This window comes from Micromonospora sp. KC606 (assembly GCF_004348675.1).
Lineage (GTDB): Bacteria > Actinomycetota > Actinomycetes > Mycobacteriales > Micromonosporaceae > Micromonospora.
The window spans coordinates 1-10,762 of sequence record NZ_SMKN01000193.1 but is presented as its reverse complement, the minus strand read 5'-3'; the positions used below and the strand labels follow the sequence as shown (position 1 = coordinate 10,762).

Sequence of the window (10,762 nt, the reverse complement as noted above, 5' to 3'; positions counted from 1 at the left end):
GATGGGAGAACTCCAGTCGCTACGTTCCGAGCTGAGTCGCCTGGTCGGCGGCCGGGGCAGCTCTCCGGACGTCGAGCTGGCGGAGACCACCGACGGCTGGGAGGTGGTCGTGCGGCTGCCCGGCGTGGCGCCGGAGGAGGTCGCCGTCGAACTGGACGACCGGGAGCTGTGCGTCCGGGCCCGGTCCGAGGCCGAGGTGAACGCCGACCAGGGCATCCCCGGCGGATTCGAGACCCGGGGCTTCGAATACCAGGTCGACCTGCCGTCGCGGGTGGACCCGGACGCCATCGACGCGGTGATGGATCACGGCCTGCTGCGGGTCCGCCTGCCACGGGCGGAACGGGCCGCTCCGCGCACCATCACCGTCGGGCGCACCGGCTACCGCGCCGGCCCCGCCGCCGGGGGTACGCCCACCGTGACCGATCCCGCCGCGGACCGGGAGCTGCACCACCCGGACACCGCCATCGACCGGCCGTAGGGGTCGCGTGGGCACCCCGTCCCTGCTCGGCCCGGTGGGTGAGCGCGTACCCGACGTCTCTCGGATCGCGGTGCTGCGCGCCAACGCGCTCGGCGACCTCATCTTCCTGCTGCCGGCGCTGGAGTCGTTGCGGGCCGCGTACCCGGAGGCGGAGATCGTGCTGCTCGGCGCGCCGTGGCACGCGAAGCTCTGGCGTGACCGGCCGGGCCCGGTGGACCGGGTGCTGGTGGTCCCGCCGGCGCCCGGCATCCGCGACCCGGGCCCGGACGAGCAACCGGCCTCCCTGAACGACTTCCTGGCCGCGGCCGCGAAGGAGGGCTTCGACCTGGCGTTGCAGGTGCACGGCGGGGGTGGCAACTCGAACCCGGTCGTCAGCCGGCTCGGTGCCCGGGTCACCGCCGGCCTGCGGGCCGAGGGCGCGCCTCCGCTGGACCGCTGGATCCGGTACGTCTACTACCAGCACGAGGTGATTCGCTACCTGGAGGTCACCGCCCTGGTCGGCGCGCCCGCCGTCACGATCACCCCCGCGCTGGCCGTCACCGACACCGACCGCGCCGAGGCGCGCGAGGTGCTCGGCGAGCCGGACCGGCCGCGCGTCGCGCTGCACCCGGGGGCGACCGACAGCCGCCGCCGCTGGCCCGCCGACCGCTTCGGCGAGGTTGCCCGGGGGCTGCACCACGACGGGTACGAGGTGCTGGTCACCGGCACCCCCGCCGAGCAGGACCTGGTGGACACGGTGGTCGCGGCGGCTGGCGTGCCGGTCCGCCCGCAGGTCGGCACGCTCAGCCTGGGCGGGCTGGCCGCCGCGTACCAGGGCTGTGCGCTCGTCGTCTCCAACGACACCGGGCCGCTGCACCTGGCCGGCGCCGTCGGCACCGCCACCGTCGGCGTGTTCTGGCTCGGCAACCTGATCAACGGGGCGACGCCGCTGCGCGGCCGGCACCGACCGATCGCCTCCTGGACGACGCACTGCCCGGTGTGCGGTGTCGACTGCACACCGGGGATCTACCCGCACCGCCCGGGCGACGGCGACTGCCCGCACCGGGACTCGTTCGTGGCCGACGTGCCGGTGGTGGAGGTGCTGGAGTCCGCCGCCGAGCTGCTGCACCCGGAGCCGGGCGCGGCCGGCGCGTGAGCGCTGCGGCGGGTGGCCGTGGCGCCGGCCGGGTCAGGCCGGCTGCGGCGGGTGGCCGTGGCATCGGCGGGGTCAGGCCGGCTGCGGGGTGTCGGAGTCGGCGAGCACGACCTCCCACGCCTCCACGTCGCGTTCGGTGACGGTGGTCGGTGACTCCAGGTGGTACGCGCCGCTGGGCAGGACACCCGCGCCGCCGTACCGCGCCATGACCGCGAGTTGCGCGGCGACGTCCTCGCCCTGGTGTTTCTCCTGCACCCGCCGCCAGAACTCAAAGCCGCCGCAGTCGACGAGCGCGGTGCGGTCGTACAGCACGCAGCCGCCGATCCAGGAGACCTTGTACGCCCGCCAGGCACCCGGCGGCAGATCCAACTTCCGCGTCACGTGCAGCAGGTTCGCCGCCGGGTGGATCGACGCCCGCTGCCATTGGCGGGTGCCCGGGCGGATCCGCTCCGGGACGACCGGTCCGTCCCACTCCTCGTAGTGGTCGTGGGTCTCCGGGCGCACGTCGTCGACGTACGACAGCCCGTGCACCGCGTTGCCGACGAAACCGCAGCGCAGCTCGCCGATGGCGGTGACCAGCCGGTGCAGGGTGCCGGGTTCCAGCCAGACGTCGTCGTCGAGGCAGAGCACGTACCGGGCCACGGACCGGTCCAGCAGGTACGCCCGGTGCTCGGCCAGTCCACGCCGGGGCAGCCGGCGGGTCAGCAGCACCGGGTGTCCCCGGTGGCGCAACACCCGGACCATGGTGGCCGCCGCCGGGTGCGCGTACGCCGGTTCTTCGTCGGACTGGTCGCTGACCACCACGCCGAACCCGTCCACCCCCTCCTGGGCGGCCAGCCCGGAGAGGGTGACCGCCAGTTCGGCGGGACGGTTGCGGGTCGGCACCAGCACGTCGAGCTGGCGGGGTCGACGGAAGTCCTCGGCCGAGCCGGGATCGAGCGGTCGGTTCACGCGGTCCTGCCCATGTGTTGCGGCGTGGTCCCGGTCGCGCCCGCCGACGGCGGTCCGCCGTTGCCGACGCTGTCGGGCTGCGGCGAGCCGGCTCCCTGGGCGCGGATCCGGGCGATGATGGCGGAGGTGGACCGGTCCGGCACGTACCCGAGGGTGCGGACCTGGCCGCCGAGCCGGCGCACCAGCGGGGCCTCCGGCACCATCTCCGGTGGGTAGTCCCCGCCCTTGACGTACACGTCGGGACGGACGGTCTCGATCAGCGCGGCCGGCGAGTCCTCCTCGAAGACCACCACGTGGTCCACACAGGACAGCGCGGCGAGCAGGGCCGTCCGGTCCTCGACCGGGTTGACCGGCCGGTCCGGGCCCTTGAGTCGGCGGACGCTGCCGTCGGAGTTCACCGCCACCACCAGCAGGTCACCCAGCGCACGGGCCTGCTCCAGATACCGCACGTGGCCGGGGTGCAGCACGTCGAAGCAGCCGTTGGTGAACACGATCGACCGACCGGCCCGCCGGTGGTCGGCGACGATCGTGTCCAGCTCGTCCTTGCCGACCAGCGTCGGGTGGGCGGCGCCGTGCTGGGTCGTGCCGAGTGCGGCGAGCAGGTCGTCCCGGCGGCAGACGCAGGTGCCGGTGTCGGACACGGTGATGGTGGCGACGAGCTGCGCGAGCTGGGCGGCGGTGGACAGCGGCGCGTCGGCCGCCAGGGCCAGCGTCATCGCCGCCAGGTACGCGTCCCCCGCGCCCACGGCGTGGCTGGCCGGCACCGGGACGCTGTGGCTGCGGCGGGACTCGCCGTCCGCGCCGGCGACCACCGCACCCTCGGTGTCCAGGGTCACCGCGACCACGTCCGCGCCGGTGTGCTCGCGCAGCTCGGCCAGGCGGGACTCGGCGAGCACCGCCCGGTCGACGCGCTCGCCGGCGTTGGTGTCGACCGTGACGCCGGCGCCGGCGACGCTGCGCCCGTCACCGGTCATGGCGACCCGCCCCTCGTGGGGCGTCAGCCCGGCCGCGCCGATCGGGGGGTGGCCGAAGCCGGGCGGGTCCGTCCGCTGCGAGCGTACGCCCGCGCCGCCCGGGGCGGCGCCGACCACGAGTTCCGACGGCCCGTCGGACGGGTCGGTGGGCGGATGGTCGAGGTGCAGGTCGAGAGCGGCGACGGGGGTGGGCGCGGGCGTGGCGCCGAAGCCGGCCGCGGCGCGGGCCAGCAGGCGGGCGGCTTCGGCGAAGCTCGGGGTCACCACGGTCGGGGCGAGGCCGCGCCAGTCGGCCAGATCGTGGGCGTCCAACGCCACCGTGGGGTAACGGTCGCGGTTGGCGACCAGCCAGGCGCGTACCGGCGCGGGCAGTGCGCCGAGGCCGTAGTCGCACACCACCAGGGTGGGTGCCGCGCCGGCGGCGGCCCTCAACTCCTCGGTTGCGCACTCCAGAGCGGTGAGCAGCCGTCCCACCCCGTCGGTGTCGAGCGGATCCTCAGGGTCACCGGAGTCTTCCCGGAGCAGAATCTGGTTGCCGGCCAACATCCGCCTCTTCACCGGTGTCGGCCGGTGCTGCTGGCTGACCGTGCGGTCCCAGACGCCGGCGCGGTCGAGGCAGTCGTGCAGTTCGTCGCCGGCAGCGTCGGCGCCGACCGGGGCGACCAGCAGTGCCCGGCCGCCGAGGGTCGCGACGTTGACCGCCGTGTTGGCGGCGCCGCCAGCGGCGGAGATGCGCCGGCGCAGGGTGAGGACCGGGGCGGGCGCCTCGCGGCAGAGTCGGTCGGACTCGGCGAACCGCCACTCGTCGAGCATGGCGTCGCCGACGACCAGGACGGGACACCCGAGCCAGCTCTCCACGACGGTGGCGAGCCGGCGCTGTTCCGCTGCTGCTCCTGCCATGCGCTCCAGACTCCCCCGAGGGTCCCGGACCAAACCTGCCCGCCGGTCGACCGGCGGGGCGAACCCGTTCTTCGGCGGTGCGGTACCCACGCCGACGCATGTTCTGCCCGCGACGGGAAAGAAGGCGGGATGACCACCGACTCCCAGGATCGTCCGGTGCTCACCGCCCCTCAGATCCGGCTGCTGATGTTCGGCCTGATGACCGGCATGCTGTTGGCGGCGCTGGACCAGACCATCGTCGGCACGGCGCTGCCCACCATCGTCGGCGAGCTGGGCGGAATCAACCACTACTCGTGGGTGGTGACGGCGTATCTGCTGGCCTCCACCGCCTCGACCCCGCTGTACGGCAAGATGGCCGATTTGTGCGGACGTCGTCTCACCCCGGGAGCGGGGCCGCTACCAGGGGGTCTTCGGCGCGGTCTTCGGGTTGTCGTCGGTGGCCGGACCGCTGGTGGGCGGCTACTTCGCCGAGTCGAACTGGCGCTGGATCTTCTACCTGAACGTGCCGCTGGCGATCCTGGCCATCGTGGTCTGTTACCACGTGATGCGGCTGATCCCGTTCACCCGGCGCGAGCACGCGGTCGACTGGATCGGGGCGGGGCTGCTGGTCGCGGGGGTGAGCTGCCTGCTGCTCGCGCTGAGCTGGGGCGGCAACGAGTACGCCTGGGGCTCCGGCCTGATCGTCGGCATCCTCGTGGCCGGGGCGGTGCTCGGGGTGCTCTTCCTGGTCCAGGAGGCCCGGGTCGCCGAGCCGATCCTGCCGTTGCGGCTGTTCCGCAGCGCCACCTTCGCGTTGGCCAACTCGGCCGGCTTCGTGCTCGGCCTGGTGATGTTCGGGTCGATCATCTTCATCCCGCGCTACCTCCAGATCGTCCGGGGCGCCTCGCCGACCCGGAGCGGCCTGCTGATGCTGCCGATGATGGCCGGCATCATCGTCACCTCGATCCTCACCGGGCGGGCGATGAGCCGGATCGGCCGGTACAAGTGGTTCCCGGTGGCCGGCTCGGTGGTGCTCCTGGCAGGCATGCTGCTCCTCACCCGGCTGGAGGTGGACACCTCGCTCTGGGTCGCCTTCGGCTACCTGGTGGTGATCGGGGTCGGGCTGGGCCTGTGCATGCAGTCGCTGATCCTCGCCGTGCAGAACGCGGTCGACGTCCGGGACCTGGGGGCGGGTACCTCCGCGGCGACGTTCTTCCGGTCGCTGGGCGGCTCGTTCGGCGTGGCGATCCTCGGCGCGGTCCTCTCATCGCGGCTGACCTCGCAACTCGCCGACCGCCTGCCCGGCGCGATCGCCCAGCTCCCGCCGGAGCAGCGGGCGGCCGTGGCGGCCGGCGGTGGGGAGGACATCTCGATCAACGACCCGGCGGCCATCCTCGCCCTGCCCGGCCCGGTCCGGGCCGCGATCCAGGCCGCCTTCGTCGAGTCGCTGCACCTGGTCTTCCTGACCACCGGTCTGATCGCGATCCTCGCCGTGCTGGTCACCCTGGCCCTGCCGGACCGCCAGCTGCGGGGCGCCGGCCCGAAGGGCGCGACCGGCGGCGCCGACCCCCTCGGCGGCCGGGCCCCGGCTCCGGGCGGCAAGCCGCTGCCAGCGGAATCCGCGCAGGAGGCCGCCGCCGACATGGAGGCCAAGTCCCAGACCATGCTCTGACACCTCCCGCGCGGACGGGCGGAGGTGCGGTCGACGGGTGTCGGCGGGGGTGCGCGTCCGGGCGCGCAGGGGCGGGCTACTTCAGGATCAGGCGGTTGGTCTGCTCGAAGACGTCCAGATCCGCGAGAGTCTCCGGGACCGAGGCCGACAGCGGCGACGGGAACGCGTCACGGTGGTAGAAGCGGGCGTCGGTGGTCTCGTCGGTCACCCGGGCGAGTTCGCCGTCCCAGTCCTCCACCCGGAACGCGGTGGTGAAGATCTGGTAGGTGTGACCGTACATGTTGGTGTGGGTGCGGTCGGGGCCGGTGTAGAGCGCGAAGGCGCTGACCCGCAGCGCCCGCAGCCCGGTCTCCTCGCGGACCTCGCGCACCGCGCAGTCGGCGATCGACTCGCCCAGTTCCATCGCGCCCGCCGGCAGCGCCCAGTGACCGTTGTCCGAACGCTGGATCAGAAGTACCCGGCCCGCGTTGTCGCGGACCACGGCGCGGGCGCCGACGAACATCAGTGTCCGGTCACCGGCCAGGGCGCGAAGCTGTCCGACGTACGAGTCGGCCCAGGAGATACTCACCCGGACAATCTACGCAGCGTCGCTGGTTCGGCCGGGGAGTTCGGGGGTTCCCAACATGTGACCGGCGACACTAGCTTGTTGCCATGCGTAGCACGATGATGGACGTCCCCCTCCAGGTCTCCCGGATCCTCGAACACGGCTCCAGCGTGCACGGCGCGGCCGAGGTGGTCACCTGGACCGGCGCCGAGCCGCGCCGGACGTCGTACGCCGAGGTGGGCCGCCAGGCCGCCCGGCTGGCCCACGCCCTGCGCGAGGAGTGCGGCGTGACCGGGGACGAGCGGGTCGCCACCTTCATGTGGAACAACACCGAGCACCTGGTGGCGTACTTCGCGGTGCCCAGCCTGGGCGCGGTGCTGCACACCCTGAACATCAGGCTCTTCCCCGACCAGGTCGCCTACATCGCCAACCACGCCGAGGACCGGGTGGTGCTGGTCGACTCGACACTGATCCCGCTGCTCGCCCGGGTGATCGGCGAGCTGGCCACCGTCCGGCACGTGGTGGTCGTCGGGGGCGGCGACCCGGCTCCGCTGGCCGCGGCGGCCGGTGACCGGATCATCGTGCACCACTGGGACGACCTGCTCGCCGGCCGCCCCGACCACTACGACTGGCCGGAGGTGGACGAGCGGGACGCCGCCGCGCTCTGCTACACCTCCGGTACCACCGGCAACCCCAAGGGGGTGGCCTACTCGCACCGGTCGATCTATCTGCACTCGCTGCAGATCTGCATGCCGGAGGGCTTCGGGCTCGGCCCGACCGACCGGGAGTTGGCAATCGTGCCGATGTTCCACGCGATGTCCTGGGGGCTGCCGTACGCGGCGTTCCTCTCCGGCGCGTCGCTGGTCATGCCGGACCGGTTCCTCCAAGCCGCCCCGATCGCCGAGATGATCGCCACCGAGCGGCCCACCCTGGCCGGCGCGGTGCCGACCATCTGGAACGACCTGCTGACCTACCTGGACGGCCACCACGTGGACACCGCCACGTTGAAGGAGGTGATCGTCGGCGGCTCGGCCTGCCCGCCGGCGCTGATGCACGCGTTCGCCGAGCGGCACGGCATCGACGTGATCCACGCCTGGGGGATGACGGAGATGTCCCCGCTCGGCTCGGTGGCCCGCCCGCCGGCCGGGGCCACCGGCGACGACGCCTGGCGCTACCGCTACACGCAGGGCCGGGTGCCGGCCGGGGTCGCCGCCCGGATCGTCGGGCCGTTGGGCGAGCCGCTGCCCGCCGACGGGACGTCCGTGGGCGAGCTGGAGGTGCGTGGGCCGTGGGTGACCGCCCGGTACGTCGGCGACGACACCCCGGATCCGGAGAAGTTCCGTGACGGTTGGCTGCGTACCGGTGACGTCGGCACGCTCTCCCCGGACGGCTTCATCACCCTCACCGACCGCGCCAAGGACGTGATCAAGTCCGGCGGTGAGTGGATCTCCTCGGTGGAGTTGGAGAACGCTCTGATGGCCCACCCGGACGTGCAGGAGGCGTGCGTGGTGGGGGTGCCGGACCAACGTTGGAACGAGCGTCCGCTGGCCACGGTGGTGGTCCGCGAGGGCGCCTCGGTGTCCGCGGAGGAACTGCGCGAGTTCCTGGCGAAGTCGGTCGCGCGCTGGCAGCTGCCCGAGCGGTGGGCGTTCATCGACGCGGTGCCGAAGACCAGCGTCGGCAAGTTCGACAAGAAGGTCGTCCGGTCCCGGTACGCCGACGGCGGGCTCGACGTCCGGGAGTTGGCAGGGCCGTAACGTTTTTCGGCGATCCGTCGCCGATCGGGTAGGGAACCTACTCCTGAGGCATCCCTCCCCAGGGGCGGCCCCGGCGTTCGCACCGCGCCGGGGCCGCCTTCCTGTGCGGGGCGACCCGCACCGTCATTCTCGCGAAAGCTGCTCCGCCCTGTCCGGACAATCTGTGAAACAGCCTCACGAACTACTCCTCGGCGGTGCTGATCAGGACCTTTCCCACCACCGAGTCCTCCACCGCCTGGTGCGCCGCCGCGGTCTCGGCCAGCGGGTACCGGTGCAGCGGCAGCCCGGCCTCCGCGCCCACCCGAACGCCGCCCTGGGCGACCGCCGCCGCCACGTCGGTCACCGCCTGCGCCTTGGCCGCCCTCGGTGCGGTGTAGACGAGGACGAACTGCCAGCGGGCGTTCGCCACCATCAGCGGCCGGATCGGCAGGGTCACCTCGTCCCCACCGTCGTCGGCGTACACGCAGACCGCGCCGCCGGCCCGCAGCAGCTGGACGTCCGCCGCGGCGTTGCGGGTGGCGGACACCTCGACGATCGTGTGCACCCCGTCGGGCGCGATCTTGCGGACCTCCTGGACCACGTCCTGCTCCCGGTAGTTCACCACGAGGGAGGCCCCGGCCGCCGCCGCCAGCTGGGCCTTCTCCGGGCTGCTCACGGTGGCGATCACGCAGGCGTCCGCCCAGTGGGCGAGCTGGATCGTCGCGTTGCCGACCGCGCCCGCGCCGCCCTGCACCAGCACCACGTGGTCGCTGAGCGCCCCCGGGTGCAGCCTGTCCGGCATGTACTCGCCCGCCGTCAGGCAGCGGTGCGCGGTCAGGAAGGGGATGCCCAGGCAGGCGCCGAGATCGAAGGAGGCGGCGCCGAGCGGCACCGCCTGCCGGACCGGCACCACCGTGTACTCCGCAGCGGTGCCCCACGGGCGCTGCCACGCGGCCTCCCAGACCCACACCCGCTCCCCGACCAGCTCCTGGTCGACACCCGCGCCGACCGACTCGACCACGCCCGCGCCGTCCTGCCCGGGCGTCTGCCAGCCGGCCGGCAGCGGCCGCTGCCGCCGCCCCTTCCAGTCGGTCGGGTTCACCCCGGAAACGGCCAGCCGGACCAGCACCTCGCCCGGCCCCGGCTCCGGCTCCGGCCGGTCGACCAGCTCAAGCACGGAGGGGGCACCGGTGCGTTCGTACACGATCGCCTTCATCGCCGTCTCCTCAAGCTCGGATCGAAGCCCTACCCGAACCGGACGGGATCATTCCGATCCGAGTCGCTGCGCGAACCGTACAACCCGGTAGTCGCCGACAGGGGAGTGATCATGCGGGACATACCGGTTCTGGTGGCGCCGAGGCCGTCCGGCGCGGAGGCAACGGGGGACGACCACCCGATGGACGATCCGGCACCGGCCTCACCGCGCCCGACGGCGGACGAGCCGGGGCGCCCCTTCCTGCCGTGTTCCAGCCGCAGCCGGCGTATCTGACGGGGTGGCCACCAGTCCGCCCGGCGTGGAGTAGTCGATTCGGCCACTCGGCCCGACGGACCCTGCCGCGCGGTCACCGCCAGCCGGGCCGGCTGACCCGAGGGCCGGTCTTGCGCCCCGCCGGCTGACCCGATTGGTCGGCCTTCCGGCGTGGTCGGTTTCCCGGCGTGCCCGGTCGGCAAGGTCTCGCGGGGCATTCCGCGACGACGACCCGCTACGTCCGCCAGATCAACCGAGTCGCTCCACGACCTCCGGCGTGAGGGCGTTCACCGAGGCCAACGTCACGGCGGCCAGCGCCGCCGCCTCCGGGTCCAGCGGGTACGCCCCGTGCGGCACCGCCACCACCCGCATGCCGGCGGCGGCTGCGGAGCGTACCCCGTTGGAGGAGTCCTCGATCGCGACGCAGCGGGCCGGGTCGACGCCGAGCCGTTCGGCGACGGCCAGCCAGACGTCCGGCGCCGGCTTTCCCCGCGCGGTCTCCTCGGTGGAGAGGGTGACCCGGAAGGCGTCGCCCAGACCGGTGGCGGCCAGCGCCGCCGCGATCAGCCGGGTCGGCGAGGAGCTGGCCAATCCCAGCGGCCAGCGTGCGGCCATCTGGCGCACCACCGTGTCGGCGTCGTCGATCAACGGTACGCGCTGCGCGTACCGCCGGGTCATCTCCTCGACCACCTCGGTGGCGACCTGCTCGGCGGTGCGGTCGACGCCCAGCTCGCCGCTGAGGTAGTCCGCCCACTCGCCGGTGCTCATCCCCATCAGCCGGCGCTGGGTGTCCGGCTGCCAGGTGCCACCGTGGGCGGCCACGTACGCCCGCCGGACCTCCTCCCAGACCGGCTCCGAGTCCACGATCACGCCGTCCAGGTCGAAGATCACCGCATCCACCGTCACCCGCCCATCCTCCCCGACG

The 10,762-nt window shown here is 73.5% G+C and carries 9 protein-coding genes; 4 read left to right on the top strand and 5 right to left on the bottom strand.

Annotated elements, in window-relative coordinates:
* Position 1 precedes the first annotated feature (1 nt).
* Entirely contained in the window at positions 2-478 is a 477-nt protein-coding gene (locus tag E1193_RS25480) for an Hsp20/alpha crystallin family protein (RefSeq protein ID WP_132185721.1), read from the top strand.
* A gap of 7 nt (positions 479-485) precedes the next feature.
* Positions 486-1,613, top strand: a complete 1,128-nt coding sequence (locus E1193_RS25475) for a glycosyltransferase family 9 protein (protein ID WP_132185720.1) — start codon at positions 486-488, stop codon at positions 1,611-1,613.
* Positions 1,614-1,685: 72 nt separating this feature from the next.
* Here the strand turns inward: E1193_RS25475 and E1193_RS25470 are convergent, their stop codons facing one another.
* On the bottom strand, positions 1,686-2,564 hold the full coding sequence (locus tag E1193_RS25470) for a glycosyltransferase family A protein (RefSeq protein ID WP_132185719.1): 879 nt from the start codon (positions 2,562-2,564) through the stop codon (positions 1,686-1,688).
* Entirely contained in the window at positions 2,561-4,438 is a 1,878-nt protein-coding gene (gene rfaE2 / locus E1193_RS25465) for a D-glycero-beta-D-manno-heptose 1-phosphate adenylyltransferase (RefSeq protein WP_132185718.1), read from the bottom strand. Before rfaE2 ends, E1193_RS25470 begins: the two co-directional genes overlap by 4 nt.
* A gap of 310 nt (positions 4,439-4,748) precedes the next feature.
* On the opposite strand from rfaE2, the gene E1193_RS25460 reads away from it, so the two are divergent.
* A complete protein-coding gene (locus E1193_RS25460) occupies positions 4,749-6,089 on the top strand; it encodes an MFS transporter (protein WP_347877046.1) in 1,341 nt (446 codons plus the stop codon).
* Positions 6,090-6,165: 76 nt separating this feature from the next.
* Here the strand turns inward: E1193_RS25460 and E1193_RS25455 are convergent, their stop codons facing one another.
* Positions 6,166-6,657 carry an NUDIX domain-containing protein gene (locus tag E1193_RS25455; protein WP_132185717.1) on the bottom strand — a complete coding sequence of 164 codons (492 nt, stop codon included), beginning with the start codon at positions 6,655-6,657 and terminating at the stop codon, positions 6,166-6,168.
* A gap of 98 nt (positions 6,658-6,755) precedes the next feature.
* Here E1193_RS25455 and E1193_RS25450 point away from each other — a divergent pair, with 98 nt between their 5' ends.
* Positions 6,756-8,390 carry a fatty acid--CoA ligase gene (locus tag E1193_RS25450; protein WP_207922857.1) on the top strand — a complete coding sequence of 545 codons (1,635 nt, stop codon included), beginning with the start codon at positions 6,756-6,758 and terminating at the stop codon, positions 8,388-8,390.
* Positions 8,391-8,571: 181 nt separating this feature from the next.
* On the opposite strand, the gene E1193_RS25445 is transcribed toward E1193_RS25450, so the two are convergent.
* Together E1193_RS25445 and E1193_RS25440 are read right to left on the bottom strand one after the other, a co-directional pair.
* Positions 8,572-9,585: an NADPH:quinone reductase gene (locus E1193_RS25445; protein ID WP_132185715.1), complete on the bottom strand. Its 1,014-nt coding sequence runs from the start codon at positions 9,583-9,585 to the stop codon at positions 8,572-8,574.
* Between the two features lie 501 nt (positions 9,586-10,086).
* On the bottom strand, positions 10,087-10,743 hold the full coding sequence (locus E1193_RS25440) for an HAD family phosphatase (protein WP_132185714.1): 657 nt from the start codon (positions 10,741-10,743) through the stop codon (positions 10,087-10,089).
* Between the last annotated feature and the right edge of the window lie 19 nt (positions 10,744-10,762).

Excerpts from the sequence above, each read along its gene's own strand:
- E1193_RS25480 (WP_132185721.1), top strand. The coding sequence starts at position 2 with ATGGGAGAACTCCAGTCGCTACGTTCCGAGCTGAGTCGCCTGGTCGGC.
- E1193_RS25450 (WP_207922857.1), top strand. The coding sequence starts at position 6,756 with ATGGACGTCCCCCTCCAGGTCTCCCGGATCCTCGAACACGGCTCCAGC.
- E1193_RS25445 (WP_132185715.1), bottom strand. The coding sequence starts at position 9,585 with ATGAAGGCGATCGTGTACGAACGCACCGGTGCCCCCTCCGTGCTTGAG.
- rfaE2 (WP_132185718.1), bottom strand. The coding sequence starts at position 4,438 with ATGGCAGGAGCAGCAGCGGAACAGCGCCGGCTCGCCACCGTCGTGGAG.